Source organism: Mariniflexile sp. (assembly GCF_041583155.1).
Lineage (GTDB): Bacteria > Bacteroidota > Bacteroidia > Flavobacteriales > Flavobacteriaceae > Mariniflexile.
The window spans coordinates 20,070-45,942 of record NZ_JBFHGK010000013.1 but is presented as its reverse complement, the minus strand read 5'-3'; the positions used below and the strand labels follow the sequence as shown (position 1 = coordinate 45,942).

The window sequence follows — 25,873 nt, the reverse complement described above, 5'->3', positions numbered from 1 at the left end:
TAAAAATAGTCTTCAAATGCAAACCGCTACATATTATACTTGATCAGAATCAACATATAACTATAGCACATTTCATAGCAATATCCTTCCCGATTTTATAGTAGATGCAGAATGTTCATAAAGGTTGCGTTATAAAATTGTAAGATGACAAAACTTATAGTATTTTAGCATCCATTACTTTAGAAAATAAAAAACAAAAATGAGCAGCGAAAAAGAAGCAAAATTAAAAGCACTTAAACTTACATTAGATAAACTAGATAAGGCCTACGGAAAAGGTACTGTAATGAAAATGAGCGACCAAGCGGTTGTTGATGTTGATGCTATTTCATCCGGTTCTTTAGGTTTAGATATTGCTTTAGGTGTTGGTGGTTATCCACGCGGACGTGTAATTGAAATTTACGGACCAGAATCTTCGGGTAAAACAACCCTAACGTTACATGCCATTGCTGAGGCTCAAAAAGCAGGTGGTATTGCCGCCTTTATTGATGCGGAGCATGCTTTTGATAGATTTTATGCCGAAAAATTAGGTGTTGATTTAGAAAATTTAATCATTTCGCAACCAGATAACGGTGAGCAGGCTTTAGAAATTGCAGATAATTTAATCCGTTCAGGAGCTATTGATATAGTCGTGGTCGATTCGGTTGCTGCTTTAACACCAAAGAGTGAGATTGAAGGTGAAATGGGTGACTCAAAAATGGGGTTACATGCCCGATTAATGTCTCAAGCACTAAGAAAACTAACAGCTTCAATTAGTAAAACGAATTGTACCGTAATTTTTATTAACCAGTTACGTGAAAAAATTGGTGTTATGTTCGGTAACCCAGAAACAACTACAGGTGGTAATGCCTTGAAATTTTACGCTTCGGTAAGATTAGATATTCGCAGATCTACACAAATTAAAGAAACTGACGGTAGCGTATCTGGTAATAAAACCCGTGTAAAAGTGGTTAAAAACAAAGTGGCACCACCGTTTAGAACAGCGGAATTTGATATAATGTATGGCGAAGGCGTTAGTAAAGTAGGTGAAATTTTAGATATTGCCGTAGAAAACGAAATCGTTAAAAAAAGCGGTTCTTGGTTTAGCTATGAAGACACAAAATTAGGGCAAGGTCGTGATGCGGTAAAGGCACTTATAAAAGATAATCCAGAACTTATGGACGAGCTTGAAGCCAAAGTAAGGCTTGTAGCCAAAGCAGCTTCTGCTGGTGAATAAACTTAAAAATCCCGACTTATCGGGATTTTTTTTTGCTTCAAATACGCAACCATTTTAAAAAAATTGCATCTACAAATAAAAAAGCAAAAAAAAGAAACAATGAAAAAGTTAATCGCCCTAGGTTTAGCTTTAATTTTCGCTACATCTTGTAGTTTGGACAACGATAATAGTGTGAATTATAGCTTTGAAGTTTTACCTATTGAGAGTGTTGATATTCCTACTGAATTTACATTAGGAGAAACATACCCGATAACGGTTACGTATTTAAAACCAACAGCATGTCATTATTTTAAAGAGTTTTATTATCATAAAAACTTAAATGAACGTACTGTAGCACCAATTACCATCGTATATGATAATGATAATTGTGAAACTTTGGAAAATGTCTCAGAAGAAGCTACTTTTAACTTCATTGTTACAAGTAATGGTTCTTATATTTTCAAGTTTTGGCAAGGTGAGGATGATAATGGTGAGGACCAATATTTAACTATTGAAGTACCCGTAGTAGAATAACTTTAGGTTTTAATTAAAACGTGTTAAGTTGGGTTTAGAACAACTCATAGAAAATTGTAAAATTAACGATACAAAAGCACAAAGTGAACTGTACAAACTCTTCTCGAGTAAGCTGTTCTCGGTGTGCTTAAAGTATTCGCGAAATTATGCGGAAGCAGAAGATAATTTGCAAGATGCTTTTTTAACAATTTTTAAAAAAATTGATCAATACAAAAACAAAGGTTCGTTTGAAGGTTGGCTAAAACGCGTTGCTATAAACACGGTATTACAGCAATACAGAAACGAAAAGGTTTTTGATATTATAAATGATACACAAATTGAAGATGAAGAAATTGAAGTTGATGAAGATACTATTTCCATCGACTATTTGTTACAATTAATACAGCAATTACCTGATAGGTACCGATTGGTTTTTAACTTATACGTACTTGATGATTATTCGCACAAAGAAATAGCAGACATGCTAAATATAAACATAGGCACTTCAAAATCAAACTTAGCTCGCGCAAGACAAATTTTGAAACAAACTATTGAAACAGACAAAACAAAGCAACGTTTACAATCATTATAGATGAATGATAAAAAACATATAGACAGATTATTTCAGGAGCGTTTTAAAGATTTTGAAGCAACTCCTAGCGACACTGTTTGGCAAAACATTGAATCTGAATTAACTAAGAAAAAGAAAAAGCGCCGCATTATACCCATTTGGTGGCAATACGCAGGCGTTGCGGCCATGCTGGCTCTACTATTTACGATAGGTGGTTCTTATTTCTATAATTCAGATAAAAATCCAACTATAAACGTAGTGGATACTGAAAGAGAGCAAACTCGAAGTTCAAACATTAAAACCGCTATTGAAACCAACAAAGATAATAACACTAAAGTAGTTTCAAACGATGGTGAATCTTCAAAAATTATTCGCAAATCGGATGCATCTAAATTAATCAACCTAAAATCAGGAACAGCTTCAAATAAAAAAACGAACATTAATAACAATTTTAAAAATTCAAATAATCATGTTGCTGCTTCAGTAGGAAAATATAAAACGACAACGAATTCTGAAATAGTTACTTCTAATGTAAACAAAACAGTTCAAAATAATGAATCATTAATCGCTTTAGAACATGCTAAAAAGGAGATTATTGATGCTTCTAAAGAAAAAACTACCGGTACTAAAATTGAGGAAAAAAACAAAAACAATGTTAGCATTGAAGAGGCTGTAGAGAATGCAAAAAGGAATGCTTCCAAAAAAAATGGTAAAAACAAATGGCGTATTTCCCCGAATGCCGCTCCCGTATATTTTAGTAGTTTAGGTGAAGGTTCATCTATTGATCCACAATTTAACAACAATTCTAAAACCGGGGAGGTAAATATGAGTTATGGTATTCATGCCAGTTATGCCGTTAACCATAAATTAAAAGTTAGGTCAGGTATTAATAAAGTAAACTTGGGTTACAGTACTAACGATGTTGCTGTTTATCATACCGTAGGCGCTAGTTCTAGTACACGCGTACTAGAAAACGTAATTGCCGTTGCCAGCGATGCGCCTGATAACCTTTCAATTATTAGTAGCGAAAGTATAAACGTCAAACCAGAGGCATTTACAACAACAAACTCATCCATAAATCAAGCATTTGCATATATTGAAATACCTTTAGAAATTCAATATGCCATTGTAAATAACAAGTTTGGGATTAACCTAATAGGTGGTTTTAGTTCCTTCTTTTTAAGTGATAATAAAATATATTCGGAGGCAGAAACGGGTACACGTACCTTTTTAGGCGAAGCTAGTAATATTAATAATGTAAGTTACAGTGCAAACTTGGGATTGGGATTAAACTATCAGGTTTCTAAGAAAATAGACTTGAATATAGAGCCAATGTTTAAATATCAAATCAACACATTTAACAACACTTCTGGCGATTTTTCACCTTATTTTATAGGTGTTTATACCGGTTTCGCTATTAAATTCTAGGTTTTTGGTTAGATCTAGATATTAATTTTCCTTAAGCTCGGAAATTAATATCAATGAAAACGGCTCTCCTCAGAGCCGTTTTTTTTATTTGTTTAAAAAATTTTTAATTGGAAAATCATAGTTATTCGTTGTAGAAATAACACTACTATAATTGATGCTTTAATACTTAATATAAATTTTAAATAGACATTATAAATGCCAAAAGCGAAACTAATAACATAACCCTACTTATGTTTTTTTCTTTTGTTGTTAATTGGATACTTTTTATCCAATTTAAATTTAATTTACTAAAAATAATTCCGCACAAAACGAAATAAAAACATATTATAATGTACCTGTCTCTTTGAAGGTGAATAAATGCGTTTAGGTCAATATATTTGACCAGACTACGGTGTATAATTAAAATAAGAAGCGTTAAATACAACGCTAATGTACTTGACATTCTTAATTTAGTTGTAAAGTCCAAGACAGACTTAGATGACCCAACTCTTGCAATGAAATAAGAAATTCTGTATGTTGATAAAACTATGTACTTAATAAAAAACATCTTGTGCCATGGTTTAATTAAAAACCTCCAATTGTTTCAAAATAACACATCTTGCTTCTGCATTCAAAGCCTTGGTATCTTTAATTGTTAAAGTATCCGTTTCTAAAAATTTATGAACCTTAACACGCATGATTCCTGGGCCCCCACTAAAAAAGGTGTAAGAAAGTCGCTTTTTATTATCACCAAAGGTTATAGGCACTACAGGTATATCATGATTAATTGCTAGCCTAAAAGCACCATCCTTAAATTCATCCAACATAATATGTTCTTCAGGCACGCCACCTTCAGGAAAAATACAAATACTTACACCTGTTCTCAATCGTTTTTGAGCTCTTAAAAAAACAGCCTTTCTGCTTTTTTCCGAACTTCTATCAACTAAAATACAAGTTCGTTTGTAGAAAAATCCGAAAAGCGGAATTTTGGCCAGTTCCTTTTTACCAACAAAAACAAAAGGATTTTTTACCGAAACCAGCATGAGCATTATATCTGCCATAGAGGTGTGATTGGCAATAAACATGTAACTTTTAGTGTTTTCCGGGGTTTGTTCGCGTTCAATTTTCCAATGAAAACCCATACCCACTAAAATAAATTTAGCCCAAAGACGGGCAATTTTAAAAAAATACGGGTACCACGATTCTTTAGAAATAGATATTAAAAGTATGGGAAACAAAATAAGTATTGGTAATGCTACAAGAATGTAGAACCAGATGCGATACAAAATCCAAAACAGGTATTTAAAAAGCTTCATCAAAACCAAAAATACACAATTGTATTGAGCAATTCTATTAAAAAAATTACCTTTGTTGCTTAATAAAATTAGTTTAATTAAATAAGGTTCCCACCTTCGTGGGAATATCAAGATGGCAAGAATACTAACAGGCATACAAAGTACAGGAACACCACATTTAGGAAATATTTTAGGCGCATTAATGCCTGCTATAGAAATGGCAAACGACCCTAAAAACGATTCGTTTTTATTTATAGCGAATTTGCACACCTTAACCCAAATTAAGGATGCCCAAACCCTTAGAGACAACACGTATTCGGTGGCGGCTACTTGGCTGGCTTTTGGGTTAGATATTGAAAAGACAGTGTTTTATAGACAAAGTGATATCCCACAGGTAACCGAACTATCATGGTATTTAAGTTGCTTTTTTCCTTTCCAACGTTTAACACTTGCACATGGTTTTAAAGACAAAGCCGATAGACTGGAAGATGTAAACGCTGGTTTATTTACATACCCAATGCTTATGGCCGCTGATATTTTAATATATGATGCTGAAATAATTCCGGTAGGGAAAGACCAGTTACAGCATATTGAAATGACACGAGATGTTGCCTCTCGTTTTCATGCTAAAATGGGTGAGGTTTTTGTTTTACCAGAAGGGAAAATTCAGGAAAATATCATGATCATTCCTGGAACCGATGGTGAAAAGATGAGTAAAAGTCGCGAAAACTTCATCAACATATTTTTAGACGATAAAAAATTACGCAAGCAAATAATGACTATTCAAACCGATAGTACGGCGCTAGAAGAACCAAAAGATTGGAGCACTTGTAACTGTTTTGCCATTTATAGTTTGTTAGCTGATGAAGACCAAATAAAAACCATGAAAGCCAATTATGAAAACGGTAATTATGGCTACGGACACGCAAAACAAGCACTTTTTGAATTAATTGTTGAAAAATTCGCCGAACAACGCCAGCGTTACCACTATTATATGAATAACCTAAACGAAATAGACAAAGCTTTGGCTTTAGGCGCTGAAAAAGCAAAATTAGTAGCTGATAACGTTTTAAGGCGCGTTAGAGAAAAGGTAGGCTACTAACAATATCGTTTTAACTTCATAAAATGCCTGCAAAAGCAGGCATTTTATATTACCTCAAACAACTTCCCTGGTAAGGGACGAATTACACCTTTAAGTTCCATAGTAAGTAATATACTTGCCACTTTAAAAATGGGTATGTTACATTCAATAGCAATTACGTCTAATAATTGTTTATCGTTTTCTTTTAAATAATCATAAATCACTTTTTCGGTGGCATCCAACTCTACAAACAACTGTTTTTGGATAGCAGGCTGTTTGTCCTCTTCCAGTTTCCAACCTAAAATATAGGGTATATCTAAAGCCGTGGTTAGCATGTGTGCCTTTTGGTACTTAATCAAATTATTGCATCCCACACTTTGCATATCGGTAGTTCTTCCTGGCACCGCAAACACATCGCGATTATATGAGTTTGCAATATCAGCAGTTACCAAACTACCACCTTTTACAGCAGATTCTATAACAATGGTTGCCTCGCTTAAACCAGCAATCACACGATTTCGTTTTAAAAAATTGTTTCTATCAAAAGTGTCTGAACTCCAAAAATCAGTAAAAAACCCACCATTTTTCTCCACATCAACCATATATCTTTTATGCACAGCCGGATAAATTTGATTAAGTCCGTGCGCTAAACAACCAATAGTTTGTAAGTTGTGTTTAATGGCTGCTTTATGTGCTGTAATATCTGTTCCATAGGCAAACCCTGAAACAATAACAGGATTATAAATAGCGAGTTGTTCCACCAATTCTTCGCAAAAGCCAATACCACTGGTAGTTATTTTTCTTGCACCAACAATACTTATAATACGCTGTTGCTTTAAGTTTATCGTTCCTGATTGAAACAATACCATAGGCCCATCAATACAATGTTTTAACTTATGCGGGTAATTTTCATCTTCAAAATATAACACCTGAATGTTATTTTCTTTTATAAACACAAGTTCCTTTTCTGCTTCTTTTAAATGATGTGGCTTAAACAAATCGCTTAAAATGACGCTGCCAATACCATCAATTTTAAGTAAATTCTGTTGTTTTTCTTTTAAAACTGCTTCCGCAGATCCACAATGATTAATAAGACGTTTAGCCGTAATATCGCCAATATTGGGCACATGCTGCAATGCTAAAGTGTAAAGCAAATCATTTTCGCTCATTGTATACAATTGATTTTGAAGCTGCAATAAAAGAATTTTTACGCAATTTTTGAGATTTAAAATTTCTATGTTTTTTTGAAATTTATAATCACCGATTGACCTAAAAAGCGTAATTTTAAAATTGATTGGCTTTGTTAATAAATTTTTCATAGTAAATTCTATCTGAAAGCAAAAAATTATAACTTTGTTACTATGCAATTAGAAACTTACATTAGCGATTTACTCTATAGATATGAGTGTGTTACCATACCTGAATTTGGTGCATTTTTAACACAACGTGCGTCTGCAACTATCGATGCTGCAACAAACACTTTTTATCCACCCAAGAAAACGGTGTCTTTTAATGAGCAAATTCAAAAAAATGATGGCTTGTTGGCGCATTACATAGCCGATGTAGAAAAGATTCCTTTTGAAATTGCTAATGAAAAAATTGCAAAACGTGTAAATACCATAAAATCGTATTTAACACAAGGTGAAACCGTTACATTTAAAAATATTGGCGACATCGTTTTTAATGCTGAAGGCAAAATAGTTTTTGAACCTTCCTACCATTTAAACTATTTAACTAATTCTTTTGGGTTGTCACAATTTGTATCACCTTCAGTTGTTCGTGAAGTTTATAAAACAGAAGTTGAGGCTATTGAAAAAGTAATTCCACTTACTGTAACCCACGAAAAACGTAAATCTAAGCCTTATTTTAAATATGCTGCTGTAGCATTAATTGCCTTAACTATGGGCGGTTTAGTTTCTTCAAAATATTATATCGACCAAATAGAGCAACATAATCAAATAGCTCAGGAGAAAGCAAATCAACAATTGGAAGCTAAAATTGAACAAGCGACCTTTAATTTAAATCCGTTGCCTGCCATTACTTTAAATGTTGTTAAACAATCTGGAAATTACCACGTAGTTGCTGGAGCTTTTAGAGTTGAAGACAATTGTGCTCAAATTATTGACGAATTAAAAGCACAAGGCTATAATGCCAGAACCATTGGTGTAAATAAATATGGTTTACACGAAGTGGTTTATGGAAGTTATGAAACGGCTGAAGACGCTTATAAAGTGTTGCGTGATGTTAGAACTAACTACAACAAGGAGGCTTGGTTGTTGGTAAAAGAGCTTGAAGTTACGTTAGAATAATTATTCCTAAAACTATCAAATAAATTTTAAAATCGGTTTACATTTGCACAACATTAAACACGTTGTAATGCAAGCAAAAACACCCGAACAATCTAAAACAATCCTTACAGATATCGTTTTACCTGGTGAAACCAATCATTTAAACAATCTTTTTGGAGGCGAATTATTAGCCCGAATGGATAGAGCTGCAAGTATTGCCGCTAATCGTCATAGCAGACACATAGTTGTTACCGCATCGGTTAACCACGTGGCTTTTACTAAAGCTGTGCCTTTAGGAAGCGTTGTAACTGTGGAAGCAAAAGTATCTCGCGCATTTAATACATCGATGGAAGTGTTTATTGATGTTTGGATTGAAGATAGAAACTCAGGTGTACGAACAAAAGCTAACGATGGTATATACACCTTTGTGGCAGTGGATGATACAGGAAAGCCTGTTGTAGTGCCAGAAGTTATACCAGAAACCGATTTGGAAAAACAACGTTTTGATGCCGCTTTACGTAGAAAACAATTAAGTTTATTACTTTCTGGTAAAATGAAACCTCATGAAGCAACTGAATTAAAAGCCTTTTTTGAATAAAACAAGTATAACCTAAGCACCTAATAAAGGCAAATACTTCAGTTTATGACACCTTAATGCCATTGAAATACAACATTTTAATGCAACTTCGGGTATCGTAGTGTGCAATTTAAAAACGATGGCTCTATTCCCTTCGTATTCAAATGTGTTATTATAAATGGTTTTGAAAGTTGGAATTAATTTAGAGGTGCATTTAAAATACATAGCATATTGCCCTGCATATTGCCTTGGTTTATTTGCTTTTCAATCCATCCTAATAGTGCTTCCATGCTTGGTAAAGTAACTAGGTTCGCCCTATTTTAAAGTTTCTTCAAGTTTTTCCAATCCATCAATTTCAGAAGCAACACTTAATACTAACGGCCTCAAACGTAGTAATCGTTGCTGAACCATTTCTGGGTAGTTATTAAAAACCCCTTCAACTTTCGGGTTACTAATTAATTACATTCCAGAAATATAATAGAAAACGAGAAAATTTACATCCTATAAATCCAAGATGCAGGATTTTCAGTTGCTGTACCTTTTGCTATTGAAAAAGTTAATATGGTTTCACCGTTGGATTGGTTTGTAAATACCTCCCCTATCACTTGTTTTGTACTTACCTTATCGCCTTCTTTAACATATACCGATGCTAAATTTCTATATACGGTTAAATAATCTCCATGACGAATCATAACAATAGGATTCACATTTTTCATCCTAAGAACGGCGCTTACTTCGCCATTAAAAACAGCAAGTACTTTTGCATTCTTTTCGGTTGCTATACGAACACCATTACTTTTAATGGTTAATGAATTATCAATTGGATGCGGCTGTGTACCATATCCAAGCGTTACATAACCTTTTTCAACGGGCCATGGTAGTTTTCCTTTGTTGGCTACAAAATTAGCCGCTAAAACCTTCTCTTCTGGGGTTAAAGAAAAGCCCGAAGAACTTTTTGTACTGGTAACCCCTGCTTTTTTATTAGACTTGGCAATGGCTTCTTTAATAATTCTATCAATCTCGGCATCAATCCTATCGGCTTCGCGCTGTTTTTCTTTTATTTGAGCGGCATACATCGCGCTATTCTTCTTGATGTATTTCATTAATTCTTCTTGCTGCTTACGCTCGTTTTCTAATGTTTTTTGGGTTTCTCTATTTTCAGCAATAAGTTGTTTTTTTACCTCTTGTTGTTTAAGTAACTCCAAGTTGGTGGCTTGCAAATCAAGAGTCTTAGCTTTTATTGTTTCACCTTGCTCCTTTTGGTGCTCAGTATACTGCTTCATATACTGCAAACGCTTATAAGCTTGTTTAAAGTTTTCGGCCGATAGCAAAAACATGATTCTGCTTTGTTGGTTTTTACTCTTATAAGATTTAACCATCATAGCAGCATAATCGGCTTTCAAAACCTTTAATTCCTCTCTTAACTCTGTTATTTTACGTTGATTATAATTGATATCGCGTGTTAATAAATTAGCCTGTTGGTTAGTAAGCTTAATAAACTTATCCAATACATTTATTTTATGCCTAAACCCCTGGATTAAATTTAATTGGGATTTTTCTTTGGATTTATTTTCTGTTTGTAACCTATTAATTCTTTGAATTTCTAAACGAAGTTCTTGCCTGCGTTGTTCCAATTCTTTTTGTTTTTCACTTTGAGAAAACATAAATAGACTGCAAAGCAAAAAGCTAAACAGTACTATTCTTTTTAATGGTTGGCTATATTGTAACATTAAAGTTTTATTTCTTTAAAACCTGAGGGTATTTTATACGGAAAACTTAAATCTTCGTTTAAAGTAACTCCTTTAAACTCCAATTCAATAATTGTTTCTTTATTTGCTTCAACAGCTATTACCTTTATGTTTTCTGGTAACAATTGTTTTTCAACCTCTTGATAGGTTAAGTAATCTATTTGTAAATGCCTAAATTCTTTTGGTTGTGATACTTGTTGCGATTTCACTTTAAATCGAACAGGGTCCAATAAAAAGAAAATTTCGAATAAAGCTCGTTGTTGTTTTGGTTGTAATAGGTAAGCTTTATCGTTTATTGAAGCTTCATAGGAATCGGCGTCCATATTAAAAATAGCTTCACCATATAATAAATTCTGAACCTTCTCAAAATCCAAATCGGTACCTAGTATATTGCTTAAATAATTATAGTCCCCTTCAAAATAGGTATTATCTAACTTGTTGTAAAAACTAACCTTATCAGGGGTTACTAATGCTTTAACCACAGAAAATGCAGCACTTATCCATATTACTTCATCTTTCTTGGCCCTAAAATTCACACTATACGATTGCGAGTTGCCATCTTGATTGTAACTAATTTTAAGTCTAGATTGCAGTGTATTAAAATTTGCTACCTGTTTGGCGTTTTCTTTTAAAACTTGTTTTGTGTTAAGTTTTAGATTCGTTTCTCCACCAACTAAGGTTTTTGACGATTTACAATTAAACACCAAAAATGCCACTAAGGTAAAAAAGATGTACTTTAAGTTGTTCATTAATTTTCGGTTTCTAATTGTATTGCTTTATCACTAAACGTTTTTGCTTTGGCAGTATTGTTTATTGCGCTGTAGGCTAAACTTAGTTGTTTATAAAAATCGATTTCCATTTTAGTATCATCAATAACAAAATCTACACCAGTTTCTAAAATTTCAATGGCCTTTTCTGGTTGATTTAACTGGTTTAATGCTACGCCATTAATTAAATAAAACAAAGGTTGTGCTGGATATTTCTGAAGCACTTCGTTGCTCCTTTTCTCTGCCACATCAAATTTTTGCAAATCTATGTAAAGTAACAATACATTTCTAAGGACATTAAAATTTTCTGAATCTATTTTTAAGGCAGTCTCAAAATACCCTAAAGCCTTGGATTTATTATTTTTAGACAAGTAATATTGCCCTAATTCAATAAGGGTTTTACTATTGTTGCTATCACTAACCAAGGTGGTTGCTTCAACTAAATCGGGTTCGTATTGCGGGTTGTTACTAACAAACTGTACAAAATCGGTTAATACTTTAAGTTTAGCTTCGGGTTTAATTTCTGAACTTCTAACCACAATTTTCATAGATTCAATAGCCTTTTCAGCATTATCATCATCTAAATAAAATTTGTAAAGTGCCAAATGAACCACCTGTGAATGTGGGTTTACCTTAAGTAATTCCTGTGCGGTTTCAAAAGCCTTTTCTTTTTCATTATTTTCACTATAGCGGTAAATGAGTTGTAAATAATTTGATTCTTTATCTGGATTATCCTCCACACGCGATTCCAGATTTTTTATCTGATCTTTTTTGCGTCCCGTAGCTGCATAAATCTGATTTCGCATAACATCTCTAGCTACCGAAATTCCAAATTCAGCATCCAAGGCATCTAAAAGCTTTAAAGCTTCGTCATACTCGTGAGTCTTTAAGTACAATCCCGCTAAATCCTCCTTGTAATCCGGATGGTATTTTACCAGCTCCTTTACCGTTTTAATGGCTTTATCAAAATCATTCTGTTCAATATAAAAACCATAAAGGGCATCTAAAAACCATTCGTTCTCGGGTGCTTTACTAATGGCTTTTTTAAAGGCTTCCTCGGCAGCCCCAAAATTTTTAAGCTGATTGTAATTTTTTCCTAATTCAAAATATAAAACTGGTACCGAATTATCCAATTCTATACATTTTAAAAGTGCGGTTACCGAGCGATCATAATTCTCAATACCTCGCTGTTTTAACGCCTCATAAAATTGTTCCTGAAAAGCGTCTTCAACAACACCCAAATCATCATCAGGCTTTTTATTAAAATCTACCTGCGCATAATTCATCTGCGGAAGCAAAAAGGTTCCGACGATAAAAATGAGTATGTAGATTTTTTGTTTCATGTATTTATATTATTTTTTATTTGGGCGTTACCACAAGGGTCGGGCTTTCCGCTATATCTTTTTTGCTTTTAATGGCAAAAAAGGATGCCGCTGCAATCCCTAACGCAGGTATTCGCCAAAATTTAGTTGATTCAAAAACTATTCCAACACCGAATAATCTCCAATACTTACACTTTTAAATTTGCCATCAAACCTTACGTGGTTGCCAATCATCGCTTCATCTAAATTAGCATTTCTAATAGTCGTATGTGTTTGTATCAAACTATTTTTTATAGTTGAATTTTCAATAATACCGTTTTTTCCAATGGACACATTGGGTCCAATTGTACTATTCTTAATCACTACATTTTCACCAATAAAACAAGGTTCAATAATTTCCGAATCTATTACTTGTGCCGAATCAGCTATTAATTGTTCTTGTGCATCTGCCTTCAAGAAGTTTAACATCCTGCCATTGGTTTCAACCGTAATCGCTTTATTACCGCAATCCATCCACTCGTTTACAGTTCCGGTTTTAAAAACGTTTCCATCGGCCATCATTCGGATAATGCCATCATTAATTTGATATTCACCTCCATTGGTAACGTTTTCATCTAAAATTTGTTGTAGTTTTTCCTTCAAAACCGCCACATCTTTAAAATAATAAATACCAATTACAGCTTGGTCGCTAACAAAATCCTTTGGTTTTTCAACTAACTCAATAATTTCCTGATTTCCGTTTAATTTTACAACGCCGTAAGCCTCTGGATTATCTACTTGTTTGGTCCAGATTACACTATCGGCCGTTGGGTCTAATTCGAATTCGGCACGAATCAACGTATCAGCATAAGCAATTACTGCAGGGCCCGATAAAGATGGTTTAGCACACATTATAGCATGACCAGTACCTAAAGGCAAATCTTGGCGGTAAATGGATGCTTTCGCGCCTAATTCGGTTGCCAAAGCCTTTAAACTTTCAACAACATCATCACCAAAAAATGCTGGATCCCCCAGAACAAATGCGATTTCATCAATAGGTTGCTTTAAAACTTTAGCAATATCTTTTACCAATCGGTGAACAATAGGTTGCCCTGCCACTGGTATTAAGGGTTTTGGTACGGTTAAACTATGCGGACGTAAACGAGAGCCTCGCCCTGCCATTGGTACAATTATTTTCATCTTAAAAAGTTGATTCGTTTAGTTGTTTTTTTGTGTATTATTTGCAACGAATACACGATGGTTTTCTTTCAAAAATCTACAATCGATATTCGTAATATATTGCTTATTTGGTTCCAGTACTACCAAAACCACCTTCTCCTCTTGCGGTTTCAGAAAGTTCGTTAACTATTACCCATTCTGCTCTATCGTGCTTTGCAATGACTAACTGTGCTATACGTTCACCATTCTCAATAACAAAATTTTCATGAGATAGGTTTACTAAAATAACTCCAATTTCACCTCTATAATCGGCGTCAACCGTACCGGGTGCATTTAAAACAGTAATTCCTTTTTTAGCAGCCAAACCACTACGTGGACGCACTTGTGCTTCATACCCTATTGGTAATTCAATATACAAACCTGTTCCAACAATGCATCGCTCTAAAGGTTTTAAAGTTTTTGGTTCAGATAAGTTAGCTCTTAAATCCATACCTGCTGATGCGCCCGTTTCATAGTGGGGCAAGGCATGGTTGGATTTGTTTATTATTTTTATTTCCATATTATCGTTTTAACAGTCGTTTTAGTTCATTTTTTTCAAACAACATTATACTGCCCAAAAATAATAAAACTAAAAACGTATTAATGTAATAATTAGCATTTGTATTTAATGTAATCACCGATAATATAATAGCTAGTATTAAATATCCAAGTATTTTCTTTAAATCATATGGTACTTTATAATATTTCTGACCTATTACATATGATAAGACCATCATAATACCATATGCAGCTAAAGTGGCCCAAGCAGCAGCAATGAAACCTATTTTTTCAATAAAAAATAAATTGAAAACGATTGTAATAACTGCTCCCACAATGGATAAGTACATACCGTACCTAGTATTATCAGTTAATTTATACCAAATGGCTAAATTGAAATAGATACCTAAACATAAGTTGGCTATTAAAACTATCGGTACAATGGAAATGGCTTGCCAGTAACTTTCATCCTTAACTAACAAGATTTTAAAAATATCTAAATAGGATATGATAAATACCAACATAAAACTACCAACAATAACAAAATACTTCATAATTAAAGCATAAGTTTCTTTGGCATTTATTTCTTTTGCATGGGAAAAGAAAAATGGTTCGGCTCCTAAACGAAACGCTTGGATGAAGATAGTCATAAACATTGCTATTTTGTAACAGCCACTATAGGCTCCGTTTATATCTTTACCAACCAAATAAGGAAGTATCCATTTATCAAAATTCTCATTAATTACATAAGCTAAACCGGCAACCATAATTGGCCATCCGTAGTTAATAAGCTGTTTAAAAATAACTTTACTAAACTGTAATTTTGTTTTAAAGAAATAAGGCAACAACATTAAAAAAGTAACGATGCTTGCTATTAAATTAGCAATGAAAATATACTGAACCAAGTCCGATTTGTCATAATTAGCAAAACTTATATTAAATTTTGGCATTACCCATAAAAAGAAATAGTTAAGTAAAACATAAATTAAAATATTGGCAATTTTTATGGAGGCAAATTTAATTGGTCGCCCAGTAGCCCGCAAATAAGCAAACGGCGCAACTACAAGCGTGTCTAAAACCAATAATCCTATCAAGATATTAAAATATTTTAAGGGAATGTTTAACCAAAAAGCTAATTGCTCATTGAAAATCAAAACGACACCTAAAAAAAGTAAGGTTGTTAGAATTAAACTAATAAAAACCGTAGAAAACACTTTGTCTTTTTCATCAGATTTATTAAAAAACCTAAAAAAAGCCGTCTCCATCCCATAAGTTAATAACACATTGAAGAAGGCTGCATAAACATAAAAAGTTGTGTTATCGGAATAGCTGGTAGTTTGCAAGGTTCCCGTATGTAAAGGCACCAATAAAAAGTTCATTAAACGAGGCAAAACGGTTGCCAAACCATAAATGATAGTGTCTTTAAAAAACTTTTTTAATACGCTCAAAGTAACATGCAATAAGTTGTGTTAAAAGTAGATAATTCAACACAGCTATAAAAATAATAGTTAAATAAAAAAGCTTCATGGTGTATGAAGCTTTAAAATACAAGTTTAAGTGTAATTATATAAGTTTTTTAAGAGCTACAGATTTGCCATTTTTTAATATCACTTTCACAATATAGATGCCAGACACCAGGTTTGCATTCTCAATTTTTTTGCCTAATAAGTTATATACCTCCAATTTCAAGTCTTTTAAATTTGATACAAATTGGTTGTTTTTAGTTACTATTTTTAAATCTGCTAATAGCTTTGTGTCGGTATTTAAGATAGCACCTGCAATTTGAATATTGTTTAATGTGGGAAAGGTTGTTCCGGTGGTAGTTAAAATTCTAACTTCATCCACACTATCAAAATCGGAATTTAAGCTTACAAAAACCCGTCTATCACTAGCATTGCCAACAAAATTAGAAGAAGCTACTTGAGAGCCATTCTTATAACCTAATACGACCATGGACTGATTGTTGTAGTTTCCCCAATCAAACCAATCAAATCCATTAATTTGAAACTCTAAACCTGAAGCCTCTCTAATAACGTGACCTTTCCAACCAGCGCTTGCGCCGTAAGGGATAGCAAAAGTAGTTAAGCCATGGAAATTATCGCCAGCAATAGCCAATTCTGAGGTTGATTTCCATTCTATCTCTGCAATATTATTCAAAGCTTCATTTACATTATAAATTTCGAATGTTAAGCCTGCTATGTCTTGTGATCCACCTTCGCCATCGGTAGCGATACCATCATTCCACAGCGCGCCAGCATCCGATGTAAAAGTTAAGGTTTGAGCATTAATATGATGATAAAAAAGTAAAAAGATTATAAAAGTATATAAAAAGTAATGTTTCGCCATAGTATGATAGGTTAAGTTATTTAGGACATTTAAAAGTACACAAAGAAAAACTAAAATTAAAGAATTTACACCACAAATAACTCTTACACCTGTATTTATTGTATTTTAACGATTTTTATGCGATAAAGTCAATAAAAAAAGCCTCAAATAATTGAGGCTTTTAAATATATAAAGGATTTCTGCGGGTGCAGAAATGTAACTACTAGTTATTCAATGCTTCCGCACCACCAACAATTTCCAAAATTTCGTTGGTAATAGCAGCCTGACGTGCTTTATTATAGGTTAGTTTAAGTTGATCACGTAACTCTTTTGCATTATCAGTTGCCTTATGCATCGCTGTCATACGTGCACCATGTTCACTCGCAAAAGAATCTCTAATTCCTTTGTATAATTGTGTCTTTAATGATTTAGGAATTAATTGCTCAACGATTTCAATTTTTGATGGTTCAAAAATATAATCTAAATTAACATTTGCATTGGATTCTGCAGGTACGATAGGTAAAAACTGTTCTACCATCACTTCTTGTGTAGCTGCATTTTTAAACTTGTTATAAACAATTTCAATCTTATCAAATTCTCCAGCAACAAACTTATCCATCAACATTTGAGCAATTACAGCGACGTTATCAAAGGTTAAATCGTCGAAAATAGCACTTTCATTGGCAATAATTTTGTTGGTCTTTTTAAACGCATCATTAGCCTTTTTTCCAATAGTTACGTACGAAACATCTAGATTAGCATATGTTTTAGAAACTAATCTATTTACCTCTTTTAAAATATTAGAATTAAAAGCACCTGCTAAACCTCTATTCGAAGTAATAGCCACAATTAAAACCTTTTTTACTTCGCGTTGCGTAGAAAATTTACTTCCAGAATCTGCATCTAAAGTCGCACTTAAACTTTGTAAAAGCTCAGTTAACTTATCTGCATAAGGACGCATTGCTGTAATAGCATCTTGTGCCTTCTTTAACTTTGCAGCCGATACCATTTTCATGGCACTGGTAATTTGCATCGTTGAAGATACCGATGATATTCTGTTACGTATTTCTTTTAGATTCGCCATAATCTCTTTTTGTCATTCCGCACTTGTTACGGAATCTATTTAATTCAATTTCAAAACATGAGATTCCTGCTTTCGCAGGAATGACAATTAAGCTCTATATTTTCCTGATAAATCTTTAGCTACAGCTGTTAATGTATCTGTAACTTCATCAGTTAATTTACCTGCCTTCAAATCAGCTAACACATTAGCATGTTTCGCTTTTAAGAATTCAATATAATCTTTTTCAAATTCTTTTACTTTCTCTACTGGCACATCTCTTAATAAGTTTTTAGATCCCGCATAAATGATTGCAATTTGATCTTCAACTTTAAATGGATCGTTTTGAGCTTGTTTTAAAATCTCAACGTTACGTTTTCCTTTGTTGATTACGTTTAATGTAACGGCATCTAAATCGGAACCAAACTTAGCAAAGGCTTCTAATTCGCGGAATTGTGCTTGATCTAATTTTAAAGTACCGGCAACCTTTTTCATTGATTTAATCTGAGCATTACCACCTACACGTGATACCGAAATACCTACGTTAATTGCTGGACGTACACCCGAGTTAAATAAATCTCCATCTAAGAATATTTGTCCGTCTGTAATAGAAATTACGTTTGTTGGGATATATGCTGATACGTCACCTGCTTGTGTTTCGATAATAGGTAATGCTGTTAATGAACCTCCACCCTTTACAATTCCTTTAAGAGAATCTGGTAAATCATTCATGTTTTTAGCAATCTCATCATTATTGATAACTTTTGCAGAACGCTCTAATAAACGAGAGTGTAAATAGAAAACGTCACATGGATACGCCTCACGTCCTGGTGGACGACGTAATAATAAAGACACCTCACGGTAAGCTACTGCTTGTTTAGATAAATCATCAAACACGATTAATGCCGGACGACCTGTATCTCTAAAATACTCTCCAATAGAAGCTCCTGTAAACGGTGCATAAACTTGCATTGCAGCAGGATCTGATGCATTTGCAGCTACGATAGTTGTATAGGCTAAAGCACCTTTTTCTTCTAACGTTTTAGCAATTAGAGCAACTGTTGATGCTTTTTGACCTACAGCAACATATATACAATATACAGGCTCACCTGCATCGTAAAATTCTTTTTGATTTAAGATGGTATCGATACAAACTGCTGTTTTACCAGTTTGACGGTCGCCAATAACCAACTCACGTTGACCACGACCTACAGGAATCATCGCATCAATAGATTTGATACCTGTTTGTAATGGCTCGGTTACTGGCTCACGGAAAATAACTCCAGGTGCTTTACGCTCTAGAGGCATTTCGTAAGTTTTACCAGAAATAGGACCTTTACCATCAATTGGGTTTCCTAAAGTATCAACTACACGTCCAACAATACCTTCACCTACATTAATAGAAGCGATACGACCAGTACGTTTAACTGTTGAACCTTCTTTAACTAGTTTAGAAACACCTAGTAATACGATACCTACGTTATCTTCCTCTAAGTTAAGTACGATACCTTCTAAACCGCCATCGAATTCTACTAACTCACCATATTGCGCGTTAGCTAATCCGTAAGCACGTACAATACCATCACCTACAGTTAATACAGTTCCAACTTCGTCCAATGAAGCATTAGCTTCGAAACCTGATAGTTGTTGCTTTAAGATTGCTGATATTTCAGCTGGTTTTACTTCTGCCATCTTATTATTTATTTAGATATAAATATCTTAGTTTAATGTGAATTCCTTTTTTAGTTTACTAAATTGATTTGCAATACTTGCATTATATTGGATGTCGCCAATTCGTAAAATGAAACCTCCTAAGATGCTTTCATCTACAATACTTTTAACTTCAATATCATTTCCTGTAAGTTCTTTAGCTTTAGCTAATACTTGTTGCTTTAAGGCATCGGTTAACGCAATAGCAGTTGTTACTGTTGCTACTTGAATACCTTTAGATTCGTCAAATAATTTTGTGTATTTGGAAGCTACATCACCAATAATAGCAATTCTATTGTTGGTAGCTAACGTATCTATTAAGCTTAAAGTTGTTTTATCAGCATTTTTGAAAACCTCTAACAAAACAGCCTTTTTAACTGAAGTACCCATTACAGGACTTTGAAGCGTATCGCTCAAATCTTTACTTTGTGCAAGGGTACTAACAATTAACTTCATATCAGCATTTACAACCTCGGCCGTTTTTCTGTCTGATGCTAAACTTAATACTGCCTTTGCGTAACGTATTGCTGCTCTTGCTCCCGCCATTTTATTTTAGTTTAATTTTGCTTCTCCCAACATAGACTCAACCAATTTAACTTGTTTGTCTTTGTTAGATAATTCTTCACGCACTACTTTTTCAGCTATTTCTAAAGATAAATTTGCTACTTGACTTTTCAATTCTGCCATAGCTGCTTTCTTTTCGCTTTCAATAGCTGCTTGCGCTTGCTCAATCATTTTATTAGCTTGTGTTTGCGCTTCACTTTTGGCGTCTTCTATCATTTTATTTTTGATATCACGCGCTTCTTTAAGCATGTCTTCACGCTCTGCTCTAGCTTCTTTTAATAACTTTTGGTTATCGGCTTGAAGATTTTTCATTTCTAATTTTGCTTTTTCAGCAGAATCTAATGCACCTTTTATCCCTTCTTCTCTTTCTTCAACTGCGTTTAAGATTGGTTTCCAAGCAAACTTTTTTAATAAAAGCACTAATCCAACAAATAATAATAATTGCCAGAAGAATAAACCTAAAGAAAATTGTTCAATTAATTTTTCCATTTATGTGTCTCTTTATACTAGTTAATTTTTAATTTAAAAACAGCTATAACCAACCGTTATAGCTGTTTTTGGTTTTTAAGCTGCAAATAACGCAGCAAATCCAATACCTTCAATAAGTGCAGCTGCAATAAGCATAGCTGTTTGGATTTTTCCTGAGGCTTCTGGTTGGCGCGCTATAGCTTCCATAGCTGAACCACCAATTTTACCGATACCTAAACCAGCACCGATAACGATTAAACCAGCTCCTACAATGTTTGGAATTGTCATAATATATATATTAAAAATTAAACACTCAATTTAAAATTTCCATACCCATGGAAATGCAACAAACTATAATTAATTAATGATGATCGTCGTGGTGATGCTCTTCTACAGCCGAACCAAAGTACAATGCCGATAACATTGTAAAGATATACGCCTGTAAAGCAGCCACTAAAAGCTCTAACAAGGCTAGCACAAATGCTAAACCAAATGACAATGAACTTCCTAACCAGTTTTTAAATATAAACATTAAACCAATAATACTCATTAATACAATATGTCCTGCAGTAATATTTGCATACAAACGTATTAATAATGAAAAAGGTTTAATGAATGTACCCAGCAATTCTATTGGTGCTAAAATAATTTTCATTGGCCATGGCACACCTGGCATCCAGAAGATATGACCCCAATAGTTATTGTTAGCCGTAAATGTAGTTATTAAATACGTTAATAACGCCAATGCTAAGGTTACAGCAATATTGTTTGTTACGTTAACACCAAGTGGTGTTAATCCTAATAAGTTGATGATCCAGATAAAGAAAAACACGGTTAATAAGAAACTCATGTAACGCTTGTAATGTTTTTTCCCGATGTTTGGAATGGCGATATCATCGCGAATGTATAACACAATTGGTTCTAATAAACGTCCCATTCCACTTGGCAAAGCACCTTTTTGATACGATTTAGCCATTCTTCGAAACATAAAGAAAATTAACAACCCTACTAAGAAAATGGTGAATACGTTTTTTGTGATTGAAAAATCTAGAGGCTTAGCGTTTGTAGCATGATGATGATCATCAAGATGAATAGTTCCTGCCGCGTCTGTTTTATAAATTTTTCCGTGATATAATTTGTAGTAGTTACCGTTTACCTCTGCAACCGATTCTCCGTGGTGAAGTTTAGACGATGAAAACACCTGCAACCCATTGTCCCATAAAATTACTGGAAGCGGAAAACCAATGTATTTATGTTCTCCTGCATCCGTTTCGTATGAAAACAACCCAAAATCGTGAGAATCAAGTAAGTGATGATTAATGTATTCTTTAATTTCTTCCTTAATTCCTTGCTTACCTTCTACTTCAGGAGCAATTTCTTCTAAATGCATTTCCCCTTGTTCATGTTGAGCAAAAGAAAGACTTGTTGCAAAGAAAAATAATAAACAAATTGTTCTTAATGAATATATATATTGCATATCACTTAATTAATAGTGGGCTAAAAATCCGTGCAAAGGTATGTTTTTATCTTAAAATCAAAAAACAAAATCTCACATTATTTAACTAGTCCTTTTTTTTACTTATTCATTTGTATCTAATCTGTTCAGAAGCCTTATAGAAGCTACTGTTTCAGTAATTAGGCAAATAGCATATGGAATAAAAAAAGACAAAAATTCATTTCGAGTTATAATACCATCTGAATGATAACCTGGGTAAAAGAAGACAAAAAAGAAACCAAATTTAATAAAGCTTCCAACCATGAAAAACAACCCTAATTGGTCTTTATATTTATTTCGGAATACAAATAAAATCGACATAATACCAATTGCCAAAACGGTATTAATTACATAAGCAAACTGTATTTGGCTCGTAAGTACATTCGCTTGAGCAAATTGTAAAACCCAAATGTAAATAAAATAAGTACCTACAGATATACCAAGTATGCCTAAAATATTTACTATTAACAATTTTCTCATTAATCATTAAACTTCTTTAGTTGCTGTAACACAACATATAACGAAATGGCAACTCCCAGCAAGGTACCTATAATTAGAAATACCTTTCCTCCATTAGAATATTTAGCATCCAACCACTTACCTGAAATTATAAAAAGGTAAATAGTAATACCCATTTGAAAGGCTATTCCTGTAAGAATAACAGCATTTTTAAGCGGTTCTTTCGGTTTTTGTTCCTTGCTCACCTTTGTTTATTTCTTTTACTGTACCCTTCATTACACACGACACGTTAAAGGTAGCTCCTGGTTCAACAGCCAATTTACCTGCCACTACTTCGCCATCAATTTCTGCCGAAGCCTTTAAAGTAAGGGTTCCTGATAAACTTAATTTTCCCGAAAATTTACCTTCAAAATATGCATCTGTGCCTTGTAGCGTCCCTTTTATAAAACCCGATTTACCTACAACAATTTTACCTGTAGTAGTAATTGTCCCTTCTATAATGCCATCTATTCTAAAATCGCCTTCACTATTAAAATCGCCGACAATTTTTGTACCTTGAGAAATAATATTCTGACTTGATAAATTGTCTTGGCCTTGTTTGTTTGATTTGCTATCTGAGAACATAATGCTAATTATTTAGAGTTATTTACCGTATTTAAATAAGCATCCAAATTTTTATGAATCTGAATGATTTGGTAATTTGTTGATGATACCACAAAATACGGTAATGTTATTTTCTTTTTATCTTCTTTAGTAAGTAATTGATTAAAAGTATTGGCTACTTGCATATTTCTTAAACCATGTACAATTACAAACGTTGAGTTTGGGGTATACACATCCACTGACGATTTTAAATTGTAGTATTTAATGTTTTTTAAAGCCTCATCCAAGACTTTCTGAAAGCTTACAATTTGTTCTGCTTTTGTATTATCAAATTTAAAAACGACCTTGTAATTATCGGAAGCACCTTCATAGTCATTTACAAATTCGGCACTTATTAATTTAGGCAATACATTTGTTTCAATTTCTTGAGCTTGTTTACCTTCAGGGGTGTTGGCATATGTAACAGCTACATAATTAATCGCTTCTTTGTACGCTTCCTTTCCGTATAAACGTCCTGTTGCAGTAGCCTTTAAAAGTTCAAATTTAGGAACTATAGCATCACCATCAAAGGATTGTATATACTCTTCACTTTTTGAAATCACATCTAAGTATTCTTGATTTTCAAATTGCACATAGACCCTCTCATATAATTTGTCCGGACTGTTATCATCTACATCGGAAGCCGATTCTGGATTTGATAATATAATGGCATATCTAGATTCAGGATAATTTGCAACGATATCGGTTTTAGCAATGTTTGCTTCGCCATTTTGCCCTAAAGCCTCGTAAATTTTATACAAATTGTATTTTGAAGGCAGAATTAAGCGCTCCTCTGGGTTGCTTTTTAATAAGTTTTGAAACCTACTTTTTGCTAATTCGTATTCTTTAAATTTCTCTTTATAAATTAAACCTAACTGATAATAGGCATAGTTTCTTTCTTTAGCAATACTATCTATAACTTTTTCTTCGGAAGGAATTTTAGAAATGTAGAATTGTGGATCAAACTTTTCATCCTCTGAAGCCATTGCTAATATATTGATGCTTTCTGCCACATTTGATGCAGAAGTATTGCCTTTGTTACTCCATCTCCAATTATCCTCTAACGAACGGTCGCCCCATTTTTTAATAAACTCGTTTTTACCATAAGATACTGTAGTTGGGTTATAAAAATAAAAGGTCGCCGCTTGAATGGGCATACCGCGTTGCACCTGCAAACCTCCAACCGGAGTATTAACTGTTGCTAATCCCGCATTGTTGCGTTCCGATGCCTCGGCTTTTTCTTTAGCTTTTTCAGTTTTTATTTTAAGTTTTTCAATAAAATCTTCAAAATAGGCAACACGTTCAGTCTCTGTATAGTTTACCAATCGTAAAACACTATCGCTTGCTTTGGCAATCTCTTCATAAAAAATTACATCTTCTAAATTATCGCGTTTACGTTTAATTATACGGTATGGTTTTGAGTTTAAAACCAAACTCGTCATGGTACTATCGTAATAAGTACCAGCCTCTCGATATAGCGATTTATCAAAATTGATATCACCTAGGATTTCAAAATTTTTAGCTCTTAATATTTTATCTTGAGAATTAGTTCGTAACGACTTATTAAAATATGTAATTGCTAACGTATCGATTTGATTATGCAAATAGTACAAGCCTTTTTGATGATTAATTTTATCTAAAAATGGGCGGTTTTCACGGTTTTCTTCAAGCTCCGTAATATGTTCCAACAACTCATATTTATTATCTTTTTCATAATCGAAATTTTTAATTTTTTCAATTTCGGCACTAATCATATAAATTCGGGGTGTTCTTCTGTTCAGCTCAATCACTTTGTCGAATGCATAAATAGCACTATCCTTTTTGCCCAATTCGTTATACAATTGTCCTTGAATGAATCTGTATCGGCCACGTTCATCTTCCCTTTTTGTAGCCTTTGAAGCTATTTCCAGTTGGGTGATGGCACTATCAATGGATTTTGTGTTTAAATACGCTTGCGCCAACATAGACGTGGCATCGGCTAAATCTTGATCTTCAAGCTTTTCTTGTTTTAATAAGCGCTTCAGGTTTTTAATGGCAAGCTCATCGTTATCCAACCGAATGTTGGTTTTTTCGCGCCAAATTTTCGCTTGGTTTATTTTATCACTTGCAGGATATTTGTATAGGATGTAGTTGAAAGCCTCTAATGCTGGTATAAAACGCTGGTCAAAATATCTAGCTTTTCCTAAAAGTAAATAGGCTTCATCAATTTGTGGGTTTTTTTCTTTACCAGCAATGTTCATGCTGTGTTTTTGAATGGCTTTAACCGCTTTTTCTTCTGCCGTATTGAAATTTTCATTTTTAGATTGACCAGGAAGCATCACTTCTTCCGAAATTTGCATCCGCTCAATAGGTAAAACCTCCCAATAATTGTCTGCATAACCATCGATTAAGCTACTTCTGCCAGCTTCTAACGCATTATAACCATTAAAAAGTGCATTAAATTCTGCTGTTACAGCGTGAAAATTTCGACTAATAAATTTATCCTTCTTTCTGGAACAACTTACTAACAGTATAATAGAACTTGCAAAAATTATGGTTGTTTTAAACGGTATTTTCAATGCTGGTATTTTTAGTCTAACTTAATAACTATAAACTCGTGCTTATATTATGAAAGCAGGTAAAAATAAGCATCTTTTTCGATTAACCGATAAAATGACAGGACTTTTGGATGAAGTGACGTTATTTGTTTGGTTT

The 25,873-nt window shown here is 33.6% G+C and carries 26 protein-coding genes; 7 read left to right on the top strand and 19 right to left on the bottom strand.

Annotation, left to right across the window (positions count from 1 at the left end):
* The first annotated feature begins 199 nt into the window (after window positions 1-199).
* The 4 genes from recA to ABYI63_RS06800 all read left to right on the top strand — a co-directional run bounded on the left by recA (window position 200) and on the right by ABYI63_RS06800 (window position 3,704).
* Complete coding sequence (gene recA, locus ABYI63_RS06815; RefSeq protein WP_372754789.1) at window positions 200-1,213, top strand: recombinase RecA; 1,014 nt, start codon at window positions 200-202, stop codon at window positions 1,211-1,213.
* Between the two features lie 99 nt (window positions 1,214-1,312).
* Window positions 1,313-1,726 carry a hypothetical protein gene (locus ABYI63_RS06810; RefSeq protein WP_372754787.1) on the top strand — a complete coding sequence of 138 codons (414 nt, stop codon included), beginning with the start codon at window positions 1,313-1,315 and terminating at the stop codon, window positions 1,724-1,726.
* Between the two features lie 28 nt (window positions 1,727-1,754).
* Window positions 1,755-2,297 (top strand): RNA polymerase sigma factor, encoded by a 543-nt coding sequence (locus ABYI63_RS06805; protein ID WP_372754785.1) that lies wholly within the window; start codon window positions 1,755-1,757, stop codon window positions 2,295-2,297.
* Entirely contained in the window at window positions 2,298-3,704 is a 1,407-nt protein-coding gene (locus ABYI63_RS06800) for a hypothetical protein (protein ID WP_372754783.1), read from the top strand. It begins immediately after the preceding gene.
* Between the two features lie 560 nt (window positions 3,705-4,264).
* Here the strand turns inward: ABYI63_RS06800 and ABYI63_RS06795 are convergent.
* Complete coding sequence (locus ABYI63_RS06795; RefSeq protein ID WP_372754781.1) at window positions 4,265-4,999, bottom strand: lysophospholipid acyltransferase family protein; 735 nt, start codon at window positions 4,997-4,999, stop codon at window positions 4,265-4,267.
* Between the two features lie 112 nt (window positions 5,000-5,111).
* Here ABYI63_RS06795 and trpS point away from each other — a divergent pair, with 112 nt between their 5' ends.
* A complete protein-coding gene (trpS, locus tag ABYI63_RS06790; RefSeq protein WP_372754779.1) occupies window positions 5,112-6,080 on the top strand; it encodes a tryptophan--tRNA ligase in 969 nt (322 codons plus the stop codon).
* Between the two features lie 44 nt (window positions 6,081-6,124).
* Here trpS and dprA read toward each other — a convergent pair whose 3' ends face one another.
* The gene (dprA, locus tag ABYI63_RS06785; protein ID WP_372754777.1) at window positions 6,125-7,228 is read right to left on the bottom strand and encodes a DNA-processing protein DprA; all 1,104 of its coding nucleotides are present in this window, start codon (window positions 7,226-7,228) and stop codon (window positions 6,125-6,127) included.
* Window positions 7,229-7,420: 192 nt separating this feature from the next.
* Between dprA and ABYI63_RS06780 the strand changes: the two genes are divergently transcribed.
* Window positions 7,421-8,368 carry an SPOR domain-containing protein gene (locus ABYI63_RS06780; protein WP_372754775.1) on the top strand — a complete coding sequence of 316 codons (948 nt, stop codon included), beginning with the start codon at window positions 7,421-7,423 and terminating at the stop codon, window positions 8,366-8,368.
* Window positions 8,369-8,435: 67 nt separating this feature from the next.
* Window positions 8,436-8,945, top strand: coding sequence for an acyl-CoA thioesterase (locus ABYI63_RS06775; RefSeq protein WP_372754773.1), 510 nt, complete (start codon window positions 8,436-8,438; stop codon window positions 8,943-8,945).
* Between the two features lie 473 nt (window positions 8,946-9,418).
* Here ABYI63_RS06775 and ABYI63_RS06770 read toward each other — a convergent pair whose 3' ends face one another.
* The 17 genes from ABYI63_RS06770 to ABYI63_RS06690 form a co-directional block, all read right to left on the bottom strand.
* Complete coding sequence (locus ABYI63_RS06770; protein WP_372754771.1) at window positions 9,419-10,588, bottom strand: murein hydrolase activator EnvC; 1,170 nt, start codon at window positions 10,586-10,588, stop codon at window positions 9,419-9,421.
* 65 nt (window positions 10,589-10,653) lie between these two features.
* Window positions 10,654-11,421, bottom strand: a complete 768-nt coding sequence (locus tag ABYI63_RS06765) for a DUF4292 domain-containing protein (RefSeq protein ID WP_372754769.1) — start codon at window positions 11,419-11,421, stop codon at window positions 10,654-10,656.
* Entirely contained in the window at window positions 11,421-12,782 is a 1,362-nt protein-coding gene (locus ABYI63_RS06760) for a tetratricopeptide repeat protein (protein WP_372754767.1), read from the bottom strand. Before ABYI63_RS06760 ends, ABYI63_RS06765 begins: the two co-directional genes overlap by 1 nt.
* Window positions 12,783-12,920: 138 nt before the next feature.
* Entirely contained in the window at window positions 12,921-13,940 is a 1,020-nt protein-coding gene (locus ABYI63_RS06755; protein ID WP_372754765.1) for a sugar phosphate nucleotidyltransferase, read from the bottom strand.
* 103 nt (window positions 13,941-14,043) lie between these two features.
* Window positions 14,044-14,478, bottom strand: a complete 435-nt coding sequence (gene dut / locus ABYI63_RS06750) for a dUTP diphosphatase (protein WP_372754763.1) — start codon at window positions 14,476-14,478, stop codon at window positions 14,044-14,046.
* A 1-nt stretch (window position 14,479) separates the two neighbouring features.
* Window positions 14,480-15,904, bottom strand: coding sequence for a lipopolysaccharide biosynthesis protein (locus tag ABYI63_RS06745; RefSeq protein ID WP_372754761.1), 1,425 nt, complete (start codon window positions 15,902-15,904; stop codon window positions 14,480-14,482).
* A gap of 115 nt (window positions 15,905-16,019) precedes the next feature.
* Window positions 16,020-16,802 (bottom strand): T9SS type A sorting domain-containing protein, encoded by a 783-nt coding sequence (locus ABYI63_RS06740; protein ID WP_372754759.1) that lies wholly within the window; start codon window positions 16,800-16,802, stop codon window positions 16,020-16,022.
* Between the two features lie 202 nt (window positions 16,803-17,004).
* Window positions 17,005-17,865, bottom strand: a complete 861-nt coding sequence (gene atpG / locus ABYI63_RS06735; protein WP_372754757.1) for an ATP synthase F1 subunit gamma — start codon at window positions 17,863-17,865, stop codon at window positions 17,005-17,007.
* A gap of 87 nt (window positions 17,866-17,952) precedes the next feature.
* Window positions 17,953-19,533, bottom strand: coding sequence for a F0F1 ATP synthase subunit alpha (gene atpA / locus ABYI63_RS06730; protein ID WP_372754755.1), 1,581 nt, complete (start codon window positions 19,531-19,533; stop codon window positions 17,953-17,955).
* 27 nt (window positions 19,534-19,560) lie between these two features.
* Window positions 19,561-20,097 (bottom strand): ATP synthase F1 subunit delta, encoded by a 537-nt coding sequence (atpH, locus tag ABYI63_RS06725; protein WP_372754753.1) that lies wholly within the window; start codon window positions 20,095-20,097, stop codon window positions 19,561-19,563.
* Between the two features lie 6 nt (window positions 20,098-20,103).
* Window positions 20,104-20,604 (bottom strand): F0F1 ATP synthase subunit B, encoded by a 501-nt coding sequence (locus ABYI63_RS06720; RefSeq protein ID WP_372754751.1) that lies wholly within the window; start codon window positions 20,602-20,604, stop codon window positions 20,104-20,106.
* Between the two features lie 75 nt (window positions 20,605-20,679).
* The gene (atpE, locus tag ABYI63_RS06715; protein ID WP_164974874.1) at window positions 20,680-20,871 is read right to left on the bottom strand and encodes an ATP synthase F0 subunit C; all 192 of its coding nucleotides are present in this window, start codon (window positions 20,869-20,871) and stop codon (window positions 20,680-20,682) included.
* Between the two features lie 73 nt (window positions 20,872-20,944).
* Entirely contained in the window at window positions 20,945-22,060 is a 1,116-nt protein-coding gene (gene atpB / locus ABYI63_RS06710) for a F0F1 ATP synthase subunit A (RefSeq protein WP_372754749.1), read from the bottom strand.
* A gap of 102 nt (window positions 22,061-22,162) precedes the next feature.
* On the bottom strand, window positions 22,163-22,558 hold the full coding sequence (locus ABYI63_RS06705; RefSeq protein ID WP_372754747.1) for a hypothetical protein: 396 nt from the start codon (window positions 22,556-22,558) through the stop codon (window positions 22,163-22,165).
* Window positions 22,558-22,782, bottom strand: a complete 225-nt coding sequence (locus ABYI63_RS06700; protein WP_372754746.1) for an AtpZ/AtpI family protein — start codon at window positions 22,780-22,782, stop codon at window positions 22,558-22,560. The genes ABYI63_RS06705 and ABYI63_RS06700 overlap by 1 nt, the downstream gene beginning before the upstream one ends.
* Window positions 22,748-23,161 (bottom strand): polymer-forming cytoskeletal protein, encoded by a 414-nt coding sequence (locus ABYI63_RS06695; protein WP_372754744.1) that lies wholly within the window; start codon window positions 23,159-23,161, stop codon window positions 22,748-22,750. The genes ABYI63_RS06700 and ABYI63_RS06695 overlap by 35 nt, the downstream gene beginning before the upstream one ends.
* Before the next feature lie 8 nt (window positions 23,162-23,169).
* On the bottom strand, window positions 23,170-25,737 hold the full coding sequence (locus tag ABYI63_RS06690; RefSeq protein WP_372754742.1) for a tetratricopeptide repeat protein: 2,568 nt from the start codon (window positions 25,735-25,737) through the stop codon (window positions 23,170-23,172).
* Window positions 25,738-25,873: the final 136 nt, after the last annotated feature.